The organism is Streptacidiphilus rugosus AM-16 (assembly GCF_000744655.1).
GTDB lineage: Bacteria > Actinomycetota > Actinomycetes > Streptomycetales > Streptomycetaceae > Streptacidiphilus > Streptacidiphilus rugosus.
In genome coordinates this window covers 3,109,030-3,127,886 of sequence record NZ_JQMJ01000004.1, presented here as the reverse complement: position 1 = coordinate 3,127,886, position 18,857 = coordinate 3,109,030, and the positions used below count along the sequence as shown (strand labels likewise).

Annotated in this window: 15 protein-coding genes and 2 pseudogenes; 12 read left to right on the top strand and 5 right to left on the bottom strand. The window is 74.8% G+C overall.

Annotation, left to right across the window (positions count from 1 at the left end; all coding sequences use genetic code 11):
* Position 1: 1 nt before the first annotated feature.
* Positions 2 to 1,132 carry a sensor histidine kinase gene (locus BS83_RS23035; RefSeq protein WP_037605460.1) on the bottom strand — a complete coding sequence of 377 codons (1,131 nt, stop codon included), beginning with the start codon at positions 1,130 to 1,132 and terminating at the stop codon, positions 2 to 4.
* Positions 1,125 to 1,910 (bottom strand): response regulator transcription factor, encoded by a 786-nt coding sequence (locus tag BS83_RS23030; RefSeq protein WP_051943671.1) that lies wholly within the window; start codon positions 1,908 to 1,910, stop codon positions 1,125 to 1,127. The genes BS83_RS23035 and BS83_RS23030 overlap by 8 nt, the downstream gene beginning before the upstream one ends.
* Positions 1,911 to 2,025: 115 nt before the next feature.
* Here BS83_RS23030 and BS83_RS47740 point away from each other — a divergent pair.
* The 3 genes and pseudogenes from BS83_RS47740 to BS83_RS23020 form a co-directional block, all read left to right on the top strand.
* Positions 2,026 to 2,751: pseudogene (locus BS83_RS47740) on the top strand (glycosyltransferase family 2 protein); the annotation flags it as partial.
* Positions 2,725 to 3,366 (top strand): TIGR04282 family arsenosugar biosynthesis glycosyltransferase, encoded by a 642-nt coding sequence (locus BS83_RS47735; RefSeq protein ID WP_408641101.1) that lies wholly within the window; start codon positions 2,725 to 2,727, stop codon positions 3,364 to 3,366. The pseudogene BS83_RS47740 and the gene BS83_RS47735, both read left to right, overlap by 27 nt.
* Complete coding sequence (locus tag BS83_RS23020; protein WP_037609687.1) at positions 3,363 to 4,037, top strand: class I SAM-dependent methyltransferase; 675 nt, start codon at positions 3,363 to 3,365, stop codon at positions 4,035 to 4,037. Before BS83_RS47735 ends, BS83_RS23020 begins: the two co-directional genes overlap by 4 nt.
* 17 nt (positions 4,038 to 4,054) lie before the next feature.
* Here BS83_RS23020 and BS83_RS45655 read toward each other — a convergent pair whose 3' ends face one another.
* On the bottom strand, positions 4,055 to 4,603 hold the full coding sequence (locus BS83_RS45655) for a hypothetical protein (RefSeq protein ID WP_037605459.1): 549 nt from the start codon (positions 4,601 to 4,603) through the stop codon (positions 4,055 to 4,057).
* 165 nt (positions 4,604 to 4,768) lie between these two features.
* Between BS83_RS45655 and BS83_RS44200 the strand changes: the two are divergent.
* Positions 4,769 to 5,884, top strand: a pseudogene (locus tag BS83_RS44200) (glycosyltransferase 87 family protein); the annotation flags it as partial.
* A 232-nt stretch (positions 5,885 to 6,116) separates the two neighbouring features.
* Here BS83_RS44200 and BS83_RS23005 read toward each other — a convergent pair.
* A complete protein-coding gene (locus tag BS83_RS23005; protein ID WP_037609685.1) occupies positions 6,117 to 6,632 on the bottom strand; it encodes a cysteine dioxygenase in 516 nt (171 codons plus the stop codon).
* A gap of 598 nt (positions 6,633 to 7,230) precedes the next feature.
* On the opposite strand from BS83_RS23005, the gene BS83_RS23000 reads away from it, so the two are divergent.
* The 3 genes from BS83_RS23000 to BS83_RS22990 all read left to right on the top strand — a co-directional run bounded on the left by BS83_RS23000 (position 7,231) and on the right by BS83_RS22990 (position 13,280).
* The gene (locus BS83_RS23000) at positions 7,231 to 7,503 is read left to right on the top strand and encodes a WhiB family transcriptional regulator (protein ID WP_037605457.1); all 273 of its coding nucleotides are present in this window, start codon (positions 7,231 to 7,233) and stop codon (positions 7,501 to 7,503) included.
* 265 nt (positions 7,504 to 7,768) lie between these two features.
* On the top strand, positions 7,769 to 11,740 hold the full coding sequence (locus tag BS83_RS48375) for a glycosyltransferase (RefSeq protein ID WP_084713888.1): 3,972 nt from the start codon (positions 7,769 to 7,771) through the stop codon (positions 11,738 to 11,740).
* A gap of 7 nt (positions 11,741 to 11,747) precedes the next feature.
* Positions 11,748 to 13,280, top strand: a complete 1,533-nt coding sequence (locus tag BS83_RS22990; RefSeq protein WP_051943665.1) for a DUF5719 family protein — start codon at positions 11,748 to 11,750, stop codon at positions 13,278 to 13,280.
* Positions 13,281 to 13,356: 76 nt separating this feature from the next.
* Here the strand turns inward: BS83_RS22990 and BS83_RS22985 are convergent, their stop codons facing one another.
* The gene (locus BS83_RS22985) at positions 13,357 to 13,815 is read right to left on the bottom strand and encodes a metallopeptidase family protein (protein WP_084713885.1); all 459 of its coding nucleotides are present in this window, start codon (positions 13,813 to 13,815) and stop codon (positions 13,357 to 13,359) included.
* 105 nt (positions 13,816 to 13,920) lie between these two features.
* Here BS83_RS22985 and BS83_RS44195 point away from each other — a divergent pair, with 105 nt between their 5' ends.
* The 5 genes from BS83_RS44195 to manA all read left to right on the top strand — a co-directional run bounded on the left by BS83_RS44195 (position 13,921) and on the right by manA (position 18,768).
* Positions 13,921 to 14,337, top strand: a complete 417-nt coding sequence (locus BS83_RS44195; protein ID WP_232248733.1) for a DUF3499 domain-containing protein — start codon at positions 13,921 to 13,923, stop codon at positions 14,335 to 14,337.
* A gap of 135 nt (positions 14,338 to 14,472) precedes the next feature.
* On the top strand, positions 14,473 to 15,858 hold the full coding sequence (locus BS83_RS22975; protein WP_037605453.1) for a phosphomannomutase/phosphoglucomutase: 1,386 nt from the start codon (positions 14,473 to 14,475) through the stop codon (positions 15,856 to 15,858).
* A gap of 255 nt (positions 15,859 to 16,113) precedes the next feature.
* Positions 16,114 to 16,290: a Trm112 family protein gene (locus BS83_RS44190; RefSeq protein WP_084713882.1), complete on the top strand. Its 177-nt coding sequence runs from the start codon at positions 16,114 to 16,116 to the stop codon at positions 16,288 to 16,290.
* A complete protein-coding gene (locus BS83_RS22970) occupies positions 16,287 to 17,546 on the top strand; it encodes an SIS domain-containing protein (protein WP_037605451.1) in 1,260 nt (419 codons plus the stop codon). Before BS83_RS44190 ends, BS83_RS22970 begins: the two co-directional genes overlap by 4 nt.
* A 4-nt stretch (positions 17,547 to 17,550) precedes the next feature.
* On the top strand, positions 17,551 to 18,768 hold the full coding sequence (manA, locus tag BS83_RS22965) for a mannose-6-phosphate isomerase, class I (RefSeq protein ID WP_037605450.1): 1,218 nt from the start codon (positions 17,551 to 17,553) through the stop codon (positions 18,766 to 18,768).
* Positions 18,769 to 18,857: the final 89 nt, after the last annotated feature.

The following is an 18,857-nucleotide window of genomic DNA, read 5'->3' as shown; positions in this document are numbered from 1 at the left end:
GTCACCCGCTCGCCGACGGCAGGGCGATCTCGAAGCAGCAGCCGCCGAGGACGTTGTGGACGCTGGCGCGGCCCTCGTGGGCCTCGACGATGCCGCGGACGATGGCGAGGCCCAGGCCCGCGCCGGCCTCGCCCGCGGCGGGCGCTCGCGGGGTCCGCGCCGCGCCGCCGCGCCAGCCCGTCTCGAAGACGCGGGGCAGGTCCGCCTCGGGGATGCCGCCGCAGCTGTCGGTGACCGAGACCACCACCTCGCGCTCCGCGGCCCACGCCGCGACCGCCACCGTGCCGTCGACCGGAGTCGCGCGGATCGCGTTGACCAGCAGGTTGGCCAGGACCCTGGTCATCTCGCGCGAGTCCACCTGCACCGGCGCGGGCTCGATCCCGCCGCCGACCAGTCGCACCCCGCGCTCGCGAGCCAGCGGGTACGCACCCGCGATCGCGTCGCCGACCAGGTCGTAGACCGAGACGCGGGAGAGCGTCAGGGTGAGCGCGCCCGCCTGGATGCGGGAGAGCTCGAAGAGGTCGTCGACCATGCCGGTGAGCCGGTCCACCTCGAGGCGGATCCGCGCGTGGTAGCGGCGCGGGTCGTCCGCGACGCCGTCCTCCAGGGCCTCCGCCATCGCCCGCAGCCCCGCCAGCGGCGTGCGCAGGTCGTGCGAGATCCAGGCGATCAGCTCGCGCCGCGAGGACTCCAGCGCGCGCTCGCGCTGCCGCGACTCGGCCAGCCTGGCGCTCGTCGCGGCCAGCTCCGCGCCCAGCGCCGACAGCTCCGAGCTCAGCGGCACCTCCGGCGCCGCGAAGCCCGCGTCGCTGCCCACCGTCCGCGCGGCGCGGGTCAACTGCCGACTGGCGATCGCGACCTGACGTCCCAGCAGCCAGGCGACGAACAGCGCGACCAGCGAGCCCATGCAGAGCACCACGACCACGACCCCGTAGTCGTGGCGTGAGAGGAACATCGCCTGCGCCACCGCGATCGTGCCGGCCGCCACCGCGAGCACCGTCACCAGCGCCACCGTGAACAGCGACAACGACAGCGAGCGCCGCCGCAGCAGCCGCACCGCGGGCCAGCCCGCCAGCCCGGCCAGGCCCGCGCCCAGGGCCGCGTAGGCGGCCATCTCCAGCAGGTCATGCATCGGGCACCGCCGTCTCCTGGGCGCGGGACGGCCCGTCCGAGGGGTCGAAGCGGTAGCCCACGCCCCAGACCGTGGTGATCAGCTGCGGCGCCGCGGCGTCGTCCTCGACCTTCTCGCGCAGCCGCCGCACGTGCACCGTGACCGTCGACAGGTCGCCGAAGTCCCAGCCCCAGACCCGGTGCATCAGCTCGTCGCGGCCGAAGGCCGTGCCCGGGTGCGCCAGCAGGAACGCCAGCAGGTCGAACTCGCGCAGGGTCAGCGTCAGTTCGCGTCCCCCACGCCAGGCGCGGCGGGCTGCGGGGTCGAGCCGCAGGTCGCCGGAGACGAGCGGGCCCTCCTCCGCGGCAGGCGCGGGCAGCCCGGTGCTGCGACGCAGCACCGACTGGATCCGCAGCACCAGCTCCCGCGGGGAGAAGGGCTTGGTGACGTAGTCGTCCGCGCCGAGCTCCAGGCCGAGGATCCGGTCGTGCTCGTCGCCCTTGGCCGTCAGCATGACCACCGGCACGTGGCGCGTGGACGGCTCCGCGCGCAGGCGACGGCAGACCTCCAGACCGTCGAGCTCCGGCAGCATCAGGTCCAGCACGACCAGGTCGGGCCGGAACACCGCCGCCTCGGCCAGCGCGGTGCGGCCGTCGCCGGCCCGGTCCACGGTGTAGCCGGCCCGCATCAGGTAGCCGGCGACCACCTCGGCCACGGTGGGGTCGTCGTCAACGACGAGGATCCGGCGCGGCAGCGGGGCGAGTACCGCCGGGGCCGCGTCGTCGGGTGCTTCTGTCACCCCTCCACGGTAGAAGCCTTCCGCCTGCGATGATCCCCTTCGGAGCGCCGATGTTCGCGTTCCGTAAGGTGCCGTCGCCGCCTGCGGGACGGATCGCGCTCGTAGCGTGGGCCGCATGACGCCCCTGGAGCAGACGGCGATCGCAGCTGACGCCGTGGACCTGGTACTTCCCTGCCTGGACGAGGCCGCGGCGTTGCCGTGGGTGCTCGACCGGCTGCCGCCCGGAGTCCGCCCGATCGTGGTCGACAACGGTTCGACGGACGGGTCGGCCGCACTCGCCGCCCGCCTCGGTGCGACGGTCGTGCACGAGCCGCGGCGCGGTTTCGGCGCCGCCTGCCACGCCGGCCTGCTGGCCGCGCGGGCGCCGTGGGTGGCCTTCTGCGACTGCGACGCCTCGCTCGACCCGGCGGAGCTGCCCCGGCTGCTCGCACCGCTGACGGCGGGCCGGGCGGACCTCGTCCTCGGGCGCAGGGTCCCGGCCGGACGCGGCGCCTGGCCGGTGCACGCCCGGCTGGCCAACGCCGAGCTCGCCCGGCGGCTGCGGGCGCGCACGGGCGCCTCGCTGCACGATCTCGGGCCGATGCGGGCGGCCTCGCGCGAGCGGCTGCTGGCCCTGGGGCTGGGGGACCGGCGCTCCGGCTATCCGCTGGAGATGGTGCTGTCCGCCTGGGCGGCGGGCATGCGGCTGGCCGAGATCCCGGTCGCCTACCGGCCGCGCGAGGGCCGCTCCAAGGTGACCGGCACGCTGCGCGGCACCCGGCAGGCGGTGCGGGACATGGGCGCGATCCTGGCCGCGCCCGCACCGGTCCTGCTGGTGCTGGCCAAGGCGCCGGTCGCGGGCCGGGTCAAGACCCGGCTGATCGGCGAGGGACTCACGGCGGAGCACGCCGCCGGACTGGCCGAGGCGGCGCTCGCGGACACGCTGACGACGCTCGATCAGATCCCCGCCTCACGCCGGATCCTGGTCCTCGAGGGCGCGCCCGGGCGCTGGCTGCGGCCGGGCTGGGAGGTCGTCCCCCAGGTCGGCGGCGGCCTGGACCGGCGGCTGGCCGCGGCCTTCGCCGGGGTGGCCGGTCAGGTCCCCGCGCTGCTGGTGGGGATGGACACGCCGCAGCTCGCCGCGCGCACCCTGGCCGAGCCGTTGTCGGCGGCGGCGCGGGCCGGGGTGGACGCCTGGTTCGGCCCGGCCGCGGACGGCGGCTTCTGGGCGCTGGGCCTGGCCCGGCCCACGCCGGAGCTCGCGACGCGGCTGCTGGCCGGACTGCCGATCTCCACGCCCGTCACCGGCGCGGCGCTGCTGGCCAGACTCGCCGGCGCGGGACTGCGGGTGCGGGAGCTGCCGGAACTGACGGACGTGGACACCGCGGCCACGGCGGCGGAGGTCGCCGCGCTGGCCCCCGGCTCCCGCTTCGCCGCCGCCTGGCGGGCGCTGCGGGTCGCGGCGGTGCGCGGGTGACGGTGACGGCGACGGTCGCGTCGCCGGGCTGGGGCCGCGTCGACGACCCCTTCGCGGAGGCCATGCGGACCGGCCGCGGTCCCCTCTGGCTCCGTCGCGAGGACACCGGCGCACGCGTGCCGCTGCACGTCGAGCGCTGGTGCGGCGAGCCGGACGCGGCGGACGCCGGCCTGCTGACGCGGGCGCTGCGCCGCCGCCTTCCGGCGCTGGACATCGGCTGCGGCCCCGGCCGTCTGGTCACCGCCCTCCAGCGGGGCGGTCTGCCGGCCCTGGGCGTCGACATCACCCGTGCCGCCGTCGCCCGCACCGTCGGCCTGGGCGGCAGCGCGCTGTGCCGCTCGGTCTTCGACCGGCTGCCGGGCGAGGGCCGCTGGGGCACCGCCCTCCTCGCCGACGGCAACCTCGGCATCGGCGGTGATCCCCACGCGCTCCTCGCCCGCGCCGCCGAGCTCCTCGCCCCGGGCGGTCACCTGCTGGTCGAGGTGGAGCCCGCCGAGGTGGACGAGCGGCTGACGGTCCGTCTCGAATCCCCCGACACCGCCCCCGGCCCGGCCTTCCCCTGGGCCCGCCTCGGCCCCACCGCCACCCGCCGCGCCGCCGCGGCCGCCGGCCTCGGCATCACCGAGAGCTGGCACACCGACGGCCGCGCCTTCCTCGCGCTCGCGCGCTGACCCGGCCGGAGCCGGGGTCAGGAGCAGTCGAAGCTGGTGTCCTTCGCCTGGAAGAAGCTCAGCGGCGCGTTGCGGACCTTGCCCGTCGCCGGGCTGACGTCGGTTCCGGACGATTGGTGCGTGACGGTGAGCTGCCAGTCGCCTCGCTCCAGGGTGACGGCACCCGGGGCGGCACCGGGGTCCGGCTTCCAGCCCGCCGCCTTCATGGAGCCGGCCAGCGACGCGGAGACCTGGGCGGCCTTCGCCTCCGAGACCACCAGCAGGTAGCTGTTCAGGCAGTACTTGACTCCGGTCAGCGAGCCGGAGGGGTGCAGGTTCTCGGTGTTCGAGGCGTCGAAGCCCGCTGCCCGCATGGCCTGCGCCATCTCGGTCCGCAGCTTCGCGAACTCCGCACCCCGGGCGGCCGTGGCCGGGTCGACGGTGGACTTCGGGGCCGTGGGCGAGGCGGTGGCGCCCGCGCCCGCCGAGCCGGTGGGCGTCTGCGCGCCGCAGGCGGCGAGCGAGGCCGTGGCGAGCGCGGCGGCGAGCAGGCCGACGACGGGACGAGTACGACGGGGGTGGTGCATGAGCGTGGTTCCTTGCGGTGTTGCCGGTGCCGTGCGCGGCGGAGTCGCCGGGGCGGCCTCACTGTACGGGCAGGGCACGAGCCACCCGCCGACCAGGTCTTACGGAACGCGGACGAACGCCCGCCGGGCCTGCCCGGGGGCGGCTGCGGGTGCCACGGTGGTCGCATGGTCGTGAAGATCCGCACCGTCGGGTGCGCCATCGTGCTCGCCGGGCTCGCGTTCGCTCTCGTGCGGACGTTCACCGGGGGCGGGAATCTCGGGCGGCCGGAGCCGCTGCACGGGTGGTACCTGGCGGACGGTCTGCTCTTCGGGCTCGCGTTGCTGCTCGCCCGGGGCGTGCCCGACCGCGTCGGCCGCGCGCTGGTCCTGGCCGGCGGTGTCGCCGTCGCCGCGACCGGGCTGTTCGCCGCCCCGCGCACCAGCGACGACGTGTACCGCTACGTCTGGGACGGGCAGGTGCAGGCGGCCGGGATCTCGCCCTACGCCCACGCCCCCGCCGACCCCGCCCTCGCCGCGCTGCGCGCGCAGGCGCCCGCGCTCTTCCCACCGCACTCGGCCTGCCAGGGCTGGGACCTGCGGCAGGTCGCCGGGATCTGCACCCACATCAACCGGCCCACGGTGCACACGATCTATCCGCCCGTCGCCGAGGGCTGGTTCCTGCTGGGCCACGCACTCGGCGGCACGGTGCGGGTGATGCAGCTGCTGGGGCTGCTGCTCGCCGTCGCCGTCACCGTCGTCCTGCTGCGCATGCTCGGGGAGCGGCGCGCCCCGGCCTACTGGGCCGGACTGTGGGCGTGGTGCCCGGGTGTCGCGATCTGGTCGGTGAACGACGCGCACGTGGACACCCTCGGGGTGCTGCTGATGCTGCTCGGACTGGCGGTCGCGGCGACCGCGCGCCGTCCGCTGCTCGCCGGCGTCCTGCTGGGCGCGGCCGCGGCGGCGAAGCTGGTCCCCGCGCTGGCGCTGCCCGGTGCGCTCGCCGACCGGCGCGGACGGTGGCGGATCGCCCTCGGTGCGGGCGGGGCCTTCCTGCTCAGCTATCTGCCCTACGTGGTGCTGTCCGGCGTCGGCGTGATCGGCTACCTGCCCGGCTACCTCAGGGAGGAAGGCTACGACCAGGGCGGCCGCTTCGGCCTGCTGGCGTTGGCGCAGGTGCCGGAGTCCTGGCGTGGACCGGTCGCCGCGGTGGCGCTCGCCGGGCTCTCGCTGGCGGTGGCGCTGCGCGGGGATCCGTCGCGGCCGTGGCGCGGCGCGCTGACGGTGACGGGCACGGCCCTGCTGCTGGCGACGCCGAGTTACCCCTGGTACAGCCTGCTGCTCCTGGCGCTCGCCGCACTGGAGGGCCGGTGGGAGTGGCTGGGCGTGCCCGCGGCCGGGATGGCCGAGTACCTCCTCGGCGGGGGCGCGCAACAACCCGCCTACGCGGCGGCGCTGGCACTGGTGCTGGTGGGCACGGGCCTTCGGCGCGCGGCCGGTCGGCGCGCGGCTGTCCGGCCGGAGCCGGCCGGGGCGGTCAGCGGTGCGACAGGTCGGCGGGCCGGGCGTGCAGCGCACCCTGTCCCGCGACAGTCGGCCGGTGCAGGCTCGGCTTCGGGTACGGGGTCATCTCCGTCAGTCCGGGGAAGTACACGTGCACCGTGACCGCGGGCTCCAGTGAGTCGTTGACGACCTCGTGGACGTACCCCGGTGCGATGACCCGCTGCGTGCCCGTCGCGAGGGTGCGCGGATCGCGGTCCGGCGAACGTTCGGTCAGCTCGCCCTGGAGGACCGTCATCACGGCGGAGGACCGTCCGTGGTCGTGCGCGCCGCTGCCCTGGCCGGGCAGCCAGCTCAGCAGCCAGACCTCGTAGCCGGGCCCGGTCTCCAGCCGCGCGTACCAGCGGGTGAGGGCGTCGTACCTGACCAGCGGCTCCCAGCGGGCGCGGTCCGCGGCGACGCGGCGGGCGAGCGCGGCGAAGTCGCCGACGGTCGTCGGGTGCGCGAGCGGGGCGGGCGCCAGGTGGGGCCAGGCGAGCGGGTCGCCGGCGATGCTGACGTCGCTGAGGCCGTCGGGGTAGCGGGAGACGGATGCGGAAGCGGTGGGTGCGGGTACGGCGAAAGGCAGGGAACCGGAGGTCACGGCTGTGTCGTCCTTGTGGGCTGTGAGCAGACAGGGGGGAGATGGGGCCCTAGCTACAGCGACAACAACACAGCGCACTCGCGGCACGACGAAGCGAGCCATGGAGGCTGCTCGACGTGGGGCGGTGCGAAGACATGGAGCTAGCAGACATTGTCAAGAGCGCCCTTGTCAACTCCCCTCGACGGGACTTCTGGGACAGTGGGGGTTGGATCACCTGATCGGGGGATAAATCACCCACTGGGTTTGGAGTGGTCGGAGGGCGGGAACGCCGCCCTCGACGCGCTCGCTGTGAGCTTTCGTCAGGCGGTGGCCGCACCTCCGGTTTGTCCGGATTTGCACACTTATGGTGACGGCTTGGTTCCGGGGAGTGAATCCTGGACCCAATACCAGAGCTCGGCTTGACGGCAGTGAAAGAACGCACTTGTAATTTCACCCGTGTCCAAACGCCGCATCAGGTCACGGACGCATCACGGGGATGCAAGAAGCACGAGGGGTAGGAGGCGCGCGGATGAGCGAGCTCTTTGATCTGTTGGTCATCGGCGACGAGGCAGAGGCCGAGGAAGAGCTTGGCTGGCAGGAGCGCGCCCTGTGCGCCCAGACGGATCCGGAGTCCTTCTTCCCCGAGAAGGGCGGCTCGACGCGCGAGGCCAAGAAGGTCTGCCTCGCCTGTGAGGTCCGCAACGAGTGCCTGGAGTACGCCCTCGCCAACGACGAGCGCTTCGGCATCTGGGGCGGGCTCTCCGAGCGCGAGCGCCGGCGGCTGAAGAAGGCCGTCGTCTGACGGGACCTCAACAGGCAGTGCCCGATTCCTCCGCATATCGCACGCTCGATCGACCTTCGGTCGGGTGGTGCGAACGGAGGATCGGCGACGCTCCCGGAAGCAGAACCGTCAGCAGGACGACATCGCAGGTGAAGGCTTCCCTCGCGGCCCTCGTGCCCGACAGCCCTCACCGCACCCCACGGCTACCCGTTAGTGTGGTCCGCCAGCGGTGCGCCTGACGCGCGCCCGCGTCGTGCCACTCAGCGAACCGGGGTCCGCAAAAGCGATGTCTGCCTATACCCACCAGCCAGGGCAACCGGGCGCCGGACGACCGCCGGCCTACCCCCGGCACCTGGTGACCGCCGTGCTCGTCGCCCACGACGGTGCGCGCTGGCTGCCCCAGGCGCTCCGCGGCCTGCTCGAGCAGGACCGTCCGGTCCAGCGCATCGTCGCCGCCGACACCGGATCCACCGACGCCACGCCGCGTCTCCTCGCCGACGCCCTCGGCCAGGACGCCGTCCTCCAGTACGGACGCCGCACCGGCTTCGGCACCGCCGTCAACGAGAGCGTCCGCGGTCTGCCCCCGCTGTACGCGGAGAACCTGCCTTACTCGATCTCGAACGGCTACGACCCGCTCGACCCCGAGGAGGGCGGCGTCGACCAGTTCGGCGACCCGCTGGGCCACCACGACGAGCTCGCGGGCGAGCAGCTGCGCGGCGGCGGACGCACCGAGCCGGTCGAGTGGATCTGGCTGCTGCACGACGACTGCGAGCCGCACCCGGACGCGCTCCGCAAGCTCCTGCAGGTTGCCGAGACCACCCCCACCGCCGCCGTCATCGGCCCCAAGCTGCGCTCCTGGTACGACCGCCGGCAGCTGCTGGAGGTCGGCGTCAGCATCGCCCGCTCCGGCCGCCGTTGGACCGGCCTGGACCGACGCGAGCAGGACCAGGGCCAGCGCGACCAGGTCCGCCCGGTGCTCGCGGTCTCCACCGCCGGCATGCTGATCCGTCGCGACGTCTTCGAGCAGATCGGCGGCTTCGACAAGCAGCTGCCGCTGATGCGCGACGACGTCGACCTGTGCTGGCGCGTCGCCGCCGCCGGACACCGCGCGGTGGTGGCACCCGACGCGATCCTGCGCCACGCCGAGGCCGCCAGCCGCGAGCGCCGCCCCATCGACTGCGCCAGGCCCGACCGCCCGCACCGGATCGACAAGGCCGGCGCGGTCTACACCCTGCTGGCCAACTCCCGTGCGCTGCTGCTGCCCTACCTGCTGCTGCGGATCACCCTCTCCACGCTGCTGCGCGCCCTCGGCTACGTCCTGGCCAAGACGCCCGGCCTGGCCCTGGACGAGATCGGCGGCCTCGGCCACGTCCTGCTGCGCTTCGGCTCGCTGCTGGCCGGCCGCGCCAGGCGCCGCCGCACCCGCGCCTCCGACGCGCTCGACGACCGCTCGCTCTTCCCCGCGCCCGGCGCCACCACCCGCGCCGCGCTGGAGAACCTGATCGCCGAGTTCGGCGGCGGCCGGTCCGGCGAGGCCTTCTCCAGCCGGCACGGCTCGGTCGAGTCCGGGCCGGTGGACGACGACAACGACATCCTCGAAGTCGAGCAGTTCGCGCTGATCAAGCGCATCGCCAGGAAGCCCGCTCCGGTGCTCTTCGCCGGCCTGCTCGCGCTGACCCTGGTGGCCTGCCGCGGCCTGCTCGGCAGCGGAGCACTCTACGGCGGCTCGCTGCTGCCCACCCCCGGCGGCGCGAGCGACCTGTGGCAGCAGTACGCGGCGAGCTGGCAGCCGAACGGCGTCGGCACCGCCGCCGGAGCGCCGCCCTACCTCGGCGTGCTCGCCGCGCTGTCCAGCCTCACCTTCGGCAGCCCCGGCCTGGCCATGTCGGTCATCCTGCTGCTGACCGTGCCGCTGGCCGGCGTCTCCGCCTACCTGGTCTCCCGGCCGCTGATCGACTCCCGGCTGGTCCGCGCCTGGGCCAGCGCCACCTACGCGCTGCTGCCCGCCGCCACCGGCGCCATCGCGCAGGGCCGGATCGGCACCGCGGTACTGGCCGTGCTGCTGCCCCCGCTGGCCCGGGCCGCGGCCATCGGCGTCGGCCTCGGCATCCGCCGCGAGACCGCCGCCCGAGGCGGCCGCCCGGGCTGGCGCAGCGCCTGGGTCGCCGCGTTCACGCTGACCCTCTCCTCCGCCTTCGTTCCGCTGGCCTGGGTGCTCGGCCTCATGCTGGCCGGCGGCGCGCTGCTGGCCGCGTTCCTGCGCGGCGGCGCGTTCGGGCAGGGTGTCGACGCGCTGCGCGGCCTCGGGCCGCGTGTGCTCGTCATCATCGGCACCCCGCTGCTCGTGCTCGCCCCCTGGTCGCTGGGGCTCTTCCTGCACCCCGGCAGGTTCCTGCTGGAGGCCGGCATCCCCGGCCTGGTCGGCGCGCCCGCCACGCCGGTGGACCTGCTGACGCTCGACCCCGGCGGCAACGGCGCGGTCCCCGGTGTCCTGGTCGCCGGCGTCGTGCTGGCCGCGCTCGCCGCGCTGCTGCGCGCCGACCGCCGCCGCGCCGTCGTCGCCGCCTGGGGTGCGGCCGGCGTCGGCCTGATCGGCACCGCGCTGGTGGGCACCACCACCGTCGTGCCGGGACCGGGACAGACCCCCGTCCCCGCCTGGGCCGGCCCGACCACCCTGATCACCGGCGTCGCCCTGCTCGCGGCCGCCGCCATCGGCGCCGACCACGCGCGAGAGCGCGTCGCCGCCATCAACTTCGGCTGGCGGCAGCCGGTCGCCGCGCTCGTCGTGCTCGCCGCCGCGCTGGCACCGGTGGCGGCCGCCGGCTGGTGGCTGCTGCGCGGGGCCGACGGCCCGCTCAAGCGCGGCGACGGCCTCCTGGTCCCCGCCTTCATCGCCCAGCAGGCCCAGGGGCCCGACCAGAGCCGGTCGCTGGTGCTGCGCACCGGCGACCAGGGCCAGGTCATCTCCTACACGCTGGTCCGCGCCGGCGGTCCGACCGTCGGCAGCTCGGAGACCACGAACGCGGCCGCGCCCTCGGCGCAGCTGACGCAGCTGGTCGACGCCCTGGTCTCCGGCTCGGCCGGGAACCAGTCCACCGAGCTGGCGGACTTCGCGGTCCAGTACATCGAGGTCCTCGCGCCGGTCGACGGCAAGCTGGCCGCGACGCTGGACAGCACGGCCGGGCTCGCCCGCGTCAGCAGCCAGCAGCAGGCCAGCTACTGGCGCGTCCAGCAGCCCACCCCGCGGGTGCTGATCCGCACGCAGGGCAGCCCCGACGTCTCCGTGGCCGCCGGCCCGATCGACGTCAACGCCACCGTTCCGGCCGGTCAGGACGGGCGCGTGCTGCGCCTGGCCGACAGCGCGGACCCCGGCTGGACGGCGACCCTGGACGGGCAGCCGCTGAAGTCGCAGACGGTGGACGGCTGGGCCCAGGGCTTCCAGCTGCCCGCGAGCGGCGGCAAGCTCGCCGTCAGCTACCACGAGAGCACGCTGCGCCTGGGCTGGGTCGGCCTGCAGTGCTTCTTCGCCGCGGCGCTGGTGATCCTGGCGCTGCCGGGCCGTCGCCGGAACGTCGACGACGACCGCCCCGAGGACGGCGCTGCCGAGGAGCTGTCCCACGCCGCCGCGGCGGCGGCGCAGCCGGTGGTTCCCGGCTCCCGTCGGGCCCGCCGGATGGCGGCCGCCGGAGAGGGACCGGCCCAGGAGGCGGAGGAGGCCGCGGCCCAGGAGGGCGTCTACGCCGCCGTGGCCGCCGAGCAGTCGGCCGACCGGGCACACGAGCAGCCGGCCGGAGGCATGGGTCAGGGCACCGGCCAGGACCAGGGCTACTACGCGGACCCGGCCGGCTACGGCTACCCCGCGGAGCAGCCCGGCTACCCGCAGCCCGGCTACGAGCAGGGCGGCTACCCGCAGCCCGGCTACGAGTCGGGCGGCTTCGAACAGAACGGCTACGACCAGGGCGGCTTCGACCACCAGGGTTACCAGCAGCCCGGCCACGAGCAGCCCGGCCACGAGCAGGGCGGCTACCAGCAGGGCGGCTACGACCAGCAGGGCTACCCGCAGTCCGACTTCGGACCGCAGGGCTACGACCAGCAGGCCCAGGGCGGGCAGGGCGTTCCCGGCCAGTCCTACGGCTGGCACGACGCGACGTCGGGACAGGGCCAGTACGGCTCGCTGGAGCCCGACGACCCGTGGCTGAGCGGCCACAACGGCAGCGGTCACCAGGGCGGTGGCCACGGCCAGGAGCAGGGGAGCTGAGCACCAGATGATGAACCGGACCACCCAGTCCCTGCTGGGCGCGCTCGGGGTGCTGGCCCTCGCCCTCGGCATCGCGGAACTGCGGCCCCCGCAGGGCCAGGCCGCGGCCACCGGCGACAGCGTTCGCACCGCGGTCACGCAGACCTCGCTGCTCTGCCCGCCGCCGCTGCAGGGCGTCACCGGCAGCACCGTCTACAGCCTGGCCGTGCCCGGCCACGACTCCTCGACCGGCTCCGGCGGCGGCGCGTCGCTGACGCCGATCACCGGGGCGGTCGGCGGCGCGGCGAGCCCCGGCACGACGCCCTCGCCCTCCGGATCCCCGTCCGGCGCGGCCAAGCCTTCGCCCTCGGGCGCTCCCGCGGGCGCGGCCTCTCCCGCCCCGTTGGCGCAGCAGTCGCAGGTCGGCGGCTCGACCACGGGCAAGGCCGTCGCGGGCGCGAACGCGCCCGGCGTGGTGGCGGTCGCCAACGGATCCGTCGCCCCCGGGTTCACCGTCCAGCAGACGACCACGAGCAACAAGGGGCTCTCCGGGGCCGGCTGCACCAGGCCGGGCACGGACTTCTGGTTCGTCGGCGCCGACAGCGTCAAGACCAGCAGCGACTACCTGGAGCTGACCAACGCCTCGCCGAACAACTCGGACGTCGACGTCCAGATCTTCGGCACCGCCGGCGAGGTGGACACCAGCGCCGCGAGCAGCGTCAGCGTCCCCGCCAACGGGACCAGCTCGCTGCTGCTGTCCACACTGGTCCAGCCGGGCAACGACAACCAGACGCTGGCCGTCCACGTGCTCGTCCGCAGCGGCCAGATCGCCGCGGCGCTGCACGCCGCCACCGACGCGGGCGACGACTGGGTCCCCCCGACGACGATGGCGCCGACCGTCGCCGTCCCCGGCCTGCCGGGCGACGTCCACCAGTACAACCTGGCCGTCGCCGTGGCCAGTGGGGACTCGGACGCCGACCTCAAGGTCCAGCTGGCCTCGCAGAGCGGCTGGATCACCCCGGCCGGCCACGAGACCGTCCACGTCAAGGCCGGGATGCTGACCATGGTCAACCTCGGCGACGTCACCCACGGGCAGCCCGGTCTGCTGCGTCTGGTCCCGAGCGACCCGAAGCAGGCCACGCCCGTGGTCGCGGGCGTCGAGGCCACGTCGAGCAGCCGGAGCGACACCGCCTACCTGGCCTCCGTCGCGCCGATCACCCAGCGCGGCACCGTCGCCGGCAACACCGGCGGCGACGCGACCCTGCTGCTGACCGCTCCGAACGGGGCGGCGAGCGTCACCGTCGCCACGCTCGGCAACGGCGGCACGCCGACGACGAAGACCGTCCAGATCCCGGCGGGCTCGACCGTCGGCGTCCCGCTGACCGCGCCGTCGGGTGCGGCCACCTTCGCCGTCACGGTCACCCCGGCGAGCGGCGGACCGGTGTACGCGGCGCGTGAGCTCGCCCGCAAGTCGGGGCTGACGATCCAGCAGATCAGCGACGACGGCTCCACCGTCATGGTGCCCAGCGCGATCCAGAACCCGGCCATCCTGGTGCAGTAGGCAGGCCCGGACCGCCCGGACCGCCCGGACCGCGCGTCGGTCCGCCGGTCCGGCCCGGGACCGGAGCCCGGGGTGGTCAGTCCTCGCCGTAGCGGGGGTCGACCGCCTCGGGCTCGACCCCCAACAGCTCCGCGACCTGTTCGATCATCACGTCGTGGACCAGCGCGGCGCGTTCCTCGCGTCCCTTCGCCCGGATCTCCACCGGCCGCCGGTAGACCACGATCCTGGCCGGACGGCCCTTCGCCGCCGCCACCAGCCGCCCCAACGGCACCTCGTCGGCCCGGACGTCGTCGATGGGAGGCTCCGGCTCGCCGGGAAGCGGCGCGGGCACCTCCTGGACGGCGAACTCGACCTCCTCCAGCTGCGGCCAGCGCCGCTCCAGCCGCTCCACCGACTCGCGGACGTAGTCGTCGAAAAGCTCCGAGCGGCTCAGCGAGATCGGAACCTGCCGGGGTGCCAGGGGGCCGCGCAGGCCCCGGCCATGGCGGTCGCGACGCCGACGCGGCGCTCCTGCGGATACGGGTGGTCTCTCCATCACGACCAAGCGTATCCACTGCCACCGACGGCAACCCCCGCGCGGCCTCGGATTCCCCCTCCGGGAGGGCCCCCGGCGGTCCTGACGGCGACACGGGAGCCGATCCTGGGGGAGAGTCTTCGCGACCCGGTCAGGAGTGCGGTACCGTCCAACGTCGTGAGCCCTGTCCGTCGTTGTTCGCGCACCGCCTGCGGCCGCCCCGCGGTGGCGACTTTGACGTACGTCTACGCGGACTCCACCGCCGTCCTCGGCCCGCTCGCGACCTACGCCGAGCCGCACTGCTACGACCTCTGCGCCGAGCACTCCGAGCGGCTCACCGCCCCGCGCGGCTGGGAGGTCGTCCGGCTCAACGTCGACACCGGCCCGATCCGCCCCTCGGGCGACGACCTGGAGGCCCTGGCCAACGCGGTCCGCGAGGTCGCCCGCCCTCCGGCCCGCCGTCAGGACGGCGGCTCCGAGGCGGATCCCACGGAGGTCGGCCGCCGTGGCCACCTGCGCGTGCTGCGCCCGCCCGAGGAGTGAACCCGCGGCGCTCCGTCGCAGCTCGGACGTCTCCCGTCACGAGAAGCAAAACACCTGCTCATCCCCACCCGGTATGGTGCGGAGCGGATTGCCACAGGCAGTGTGACCGGTACCACAGAATGACGGAGAGCCACGGTGCGTGACCTCAAGCAGATCGTGAAGGCGTACGACGTCCGAGGCGTCGTGCCCGACCAGTGGGACACCGAGCTCTCCCGCGCCTTCGGCGCCGCGTTCGTGCAGGTCACGGGTGCGGACGCGATCGTCGTCGGTCACGACATGCGCCCCTCCTCGCCCTCGCTCGCCCGCGCCTTCGCCGAGGGCGCGGCCGCGCGCGGGGTGGACGTCGTCGAGATCGGTCTCTGCTCGACCGACCAGCTCTACTTCGCCAGCGGCAAGCTCGACCTGCCCGGCGCGATGTTCACCGCCAGCCACAATCCGGCCCAGTACAACGGCATCAAGATGTGCCGCAAGGGCGCGGCCCCGGTCGGCGAGGACACCGGCCTCGTCGAGATCCGTGAGCTGGTCCAGTCGTGGATCGGCGCGGACGACGCGGTGACCGTCCCCGCGGTGGACGTGACGCCGGGCACGCTGACCCAGCAGGACGAACTCCAGCCCTACGCCGACCACCTCCTCGGCCTGGTCGACCTGCGGTCGATCCGCCCGCTGAAGGTCGCCGTCGACGCGGGCAACGGCATGGGCGGCCACACCGTCCCGACCGTGCTGGGCGGCCTCCCGCTGGAGATCGTCCCGATGTACTTCGAGCTGGACGGCACCTTCCCGAACCACGAGGCCAACCCGCTGGACCCGAAGAACCTGGTCGACCTCCAGGCCAAGGTCCGCGAGGTGGGCGCCGACATCGGCCTCGCCTTCGACGGCGACGCCGACCGCTGCTTCGTCGTGGACCAGAACGGCGACCCGGTCAGCCCGAGCGCGATCACGGCGCTGGTCGCCGTCCGCGAGCTGGCCAAGGCGAAGGCGGCGGGCGAGACCGAACCGGTGATCATCCACAACCTGATCACCTCCTGGGCCGTCCCGGAGATCGTCGCCGAGAACGGCGGCCGCACGGTCCGCACCCGGGTCGGCCACTCGTTCATCAAGCAGGAGATGGCCACCAGCGGCGCGATCTTCGGCGGCGAGCACTCGGCGCACTACTACTTCCGCGACTTCTGGCGCGCCGACACCGGCATGCTGGCCGCTCTCCACGTGCTGGCCGCCCTGGGAGAGCAGCAGAAGCCGCTGTCCGAGCTGGTCTCGGCCTACAACCGCTACGTGGACTCCGGCGAGATCAACAGCACCGTCGCGGACCAGGCCGAGCGCGTCGCCGCGGTCCGCGCCGCGTTCGCGGACGAGCCGGGCGTCACCTTCGACGAGCTGGACGGCCTGACCGTCTCCGGCTCCGACTGGTGGTTCAACCTCCGCGCCTCCAACACCGAGCCCCTCCTTCGACTGAACGTCGAGGCCCGCGACGCCGCGACGATGGCGGCCCGCCGCGACGCGGTCCTGGCCATCGTCCGCGCCTAGTCCTTCGGACGAGAGGCCGATCGCACGTCGGTCGGTTGCGCCCGGGTGGCAGGCCGAACGGGCGGGGCCATCGGCACAGGGTGGTCTCCCGCGCACGCAGTTGATCAAGCAGGGCCCCGCCCCCGGAGGGCTCTGCGACCGGCTCGTCACCGCGGAGCGCGCCCCCGGGGGGAGTGCGGCGTCACCGCGCGTCCGAGAGTGCAAGTAATCTGCTTGCCGAAACACACCTCCATCGACTTCCGGAGCGCCAGCGACATGAGCATCGAACCCGCCCTGCTCGAGATCTTCGCCTGCCCGGCCTGCCACGCACCTCTGCGCGAGGACGCCGACGCGGCGGAACTGCTCTGCACCAGCAGCAGCTGCGGACTCGCCTACCCCGTGCGGGACGGCATCCCGGTCCTGCTCGTCGACGAGGCCCGACGGCCCGCATGATCGACGAGCGGCTGCTCGACGACACGGACGCGCTCGCGCGCGCCGACGCCCGCGGCGCCCTCCTGGCGCTCGCGTCCGCCGGCGCGCGCGTGCGGACCGGCCTGCGGCTCGCCGACGAGGCGGGCCTCGCGGCGCTGCGCCCCGAGGGGCGGCCCCGCGCCGTGCTCGTGGCCGCGCACGGCGCCGCCGCCCAGGCGGGGGACGTGCTCGCCGCGCTCGGCAACGGCGCCTGCCAGGTGACGGTGCTCCGGCCCGCCCCGGTGGTGCCGGACCCCGCGCTCGTGCACCAGGTGACCCGCAGCGACGTCTTCGCCCTCGGGCTCGACTGGACCCTGCCCGGCTGGGCGGGCCCCTCCGATCTGCTGGTCGTCGCGGCCACCGTCGGCAGCTGTCCAGGACTGATCACCCTCGTCGAGCGCGCGTACTCGCGCGGCTGCTCGATCGTGGCCGTGGCCCCGCCCGGATCCGGCCTCGCCGAGGCCGCCCTCCAGGCACGCGGACTCCCCCTGCCGTACACCCCCGGCGTGCCCGCCGCCCTGGACAGCCACGGCGACGGACCGGACGCAGACCTGCCCCGTGAGGACCCGTCGGACTTCTGGGGCGTCCTCGCCCCCCTGCTCGCACTCGCGCGGCGCCTTGGCGTCGTCGACGGTGAGCAAGCGGGCCTGCACTCCGCAGCCGACCGCCTCGACCAGGCCGCCGTCCGCTGCCGGCCCTCCGCCGACGCCTACGACAACCCCGCCAAGGCGCTCGCCGTCCAGCTCGACGCGGCGCTGCCGCTGCTGTGGAGCGACGATCCCTGCGCGTCCGCCGTCGCGGGCCGCTTCGCCGCGATGCTGGCCGACCACGCCGCCCGCCCGGCCCTCACCGGCCTGCTGCCCGAGGCGCTCAGCGTGCAGCGCGGCCTGTTCTCCGGCAACCTCGGGGCCGGCGGCGACCCGGACGACTTCTTCCGGGACCGGGTCGACGACGAGGGCGCCCTCAGGCTCCAGCTCGTCCTGCTCCGCCACACCCCGAGCAGCCGCGCCGACGACGCCGAGGAGCCTTCGGCCGACGAGATCAGGGAGGCGGGCGACGCGATGCGCTCCCGCCGGACCGTCGCACGCGCGCACCGCCTGGCCGCCGACCACCAGGTCGGCCTGCGGGAGCTGGCCTCGCTCCGCAGCGATCCGGTCGAGGCGCTGGCGGAGCTCGTCGCGCTCACCGACTTCGCAGCCGTCTATCTCGGCCTCGCCGCCGAGACCGGGGGGCGCTGACCGCATGGACCTGATGGAGAACAGCGTCCGGGGCTACGCCTGGGGCTCCCGCACGGCGATCCCCGGACTGCTGGGGGTGGAGCCGACCGGCGAGCCGCAGGCGGAGCTGTGGATGGGTGCGCACCCCGGCAGCCCGTCGGCGGTCGACCGCGGTCGTGGACCGCAGAGCCTGGACGGGCTGATCGCGGCCGACCCCGAGGCCGAGCTCGGCGCGGCGACGATCGCCCGCTTCGGGCCCACGCTGCCGTTCCTCTTCAAGGTCCTGGCGGCGGGCGAGCCGCTGTCCGTGCAGGTCCACCCCGACCTCGCCCAGGCACGGGCCGGCTTCGCGGCCGAGGAGGCCGCCGGCGTTCCCCTGGACGCGCGGGAGCGCAACTACAGGGACGCCAACCACAAGCCCGAAATGCTCTGCGCGCTGGACGAGTTCACCGGCGTCTGCGGCTTCCGCGCCCCGCAGGCGACGGCGCTGCTGCTGGAACGGCTCGCCGTCCCCGGCCTGGACTCCGTCATCGAGGTCCTGCGTGGGAAGCCCGAGCAGGAGGCCCTGCGGGAGGCGCTGACGCTCGTGCTGACGCTGGATCAGCCGACGGTGCTCCGGCTGGTCGCCGAGACCCGCCACGCGCTGCTGCGGGCCGCCTCGTCCGCCGACGCGGCGTCCTCGGCGGACGAGGCGGCGATGCTGCGGGACTACGCGATGCTGGCCGACCACTACCCGGCCGACCCCGGGCTGCTGTCCGCGCTGCTGCTCAACCATGTGACCCTGCGGCCCGGCGAGGCGTTCTACCTGGGCGCGGGGGTGCCGCACGCGTACTTCCGCGGCCTGGGCGTGGAGCTGATGGCCAACTCGGACAACGTCCTGCGGGCCGGGCTCACCCCGAAGCACATCGACGTGCCCGAGCTGCTGCGGGTCGTGGAGTTCCGGGCCAGGGAGCTGGAGGTCATCCACCCGCAGCCGGTCCCCGAGCACCCGGGGGAGGAGCTCTACCCCTGCCCGATCGACGAGTTCCGGCTCTCCCGCTACCGCCTGGGCTGCGAGGCCCCGCTGCCGACGGACACCCCGCAGATTCTCCTCTGCACGGAGGGCACGGCGACCCTGACCGACGCCACCGGCCGCCGCCTCACCCTGACCCGCGGCCAGTCCTGCTTCCTCCCCGCGGGCGCCCCGCCGGTCACCGCGTCCGGCACCGCCACGACCCTCTTCCGCACCACCGTCTCGCTCTGAGCCGGCTGCACTACCTCAGGGGCACGGGGAACTGCGCGAGTAACCACCCTGTGCGGATGGCCCTGAATCACGGAGGACCATCCGCAGCG

Coding starts and splice junctions, on each gene's coding strand:
- BS83_RS23035 (WP_037605460.1), bottom strand. CDS start 1,132: ATGCATGACCTGCTGGAGATGGCCGCCTACGCGGCCCTGGGCGCGGGC.
- BS83_RS45655 (WP_037605459.1), bottom strand. CDS start 4,603: ATGCACCACCCCCGTCGTACTCGTCCCGTCGTCGGCCTGCTCGCCGCC.
- BS83_RS23000 (WP_037605457.1), top strand. CDS start 7,231: ATGAGCGAGCTCTTTGATCTGTTGGTCATCGGCGACGAGGCAGAGGCC.
- BS83_RS48375 (WP_084713888.1), top strand. CDS start 7,769: ATGTCTGCCTATACCCACCAGCCAGGGCAACCGGGCGCCGGACGACCG.
- BS83_RS22990 (WP_051943665.1), top strand. CDS start 11,748: ATGATGAACCGGACCACCCAGTCCCTGCTGGGCGCGCTCGGGGTGCTG.
- BS83_RS22985 (WP_084713885.1), bottom strand. CDS start 13,815: ATGGAGAGACCACCCGTATCCGCAGGAGCGCCGCGTCGGCGTCGCGAC.
- BS83_RS44190 (WP_084713882.1), top strand. CDS start 16,114: ATGAGCATCGAACCCGCCCTGCTCGAGATCTTCGCCTGCCCGGCCTGC.
- BS83_RS22970 (WP_037605451.1), top strand. CDS start 16,287: ATGATCGACGAGCGGCTGCTCGACGACACGGACGCGCTCGCGCGCGCC.
- manA (WP_037605450.1), top strand. CDS start 17,551: ATGGACCTGATGGAGAACAGCGTCCGGGGCTACGCCTGGGGCTCCCGC.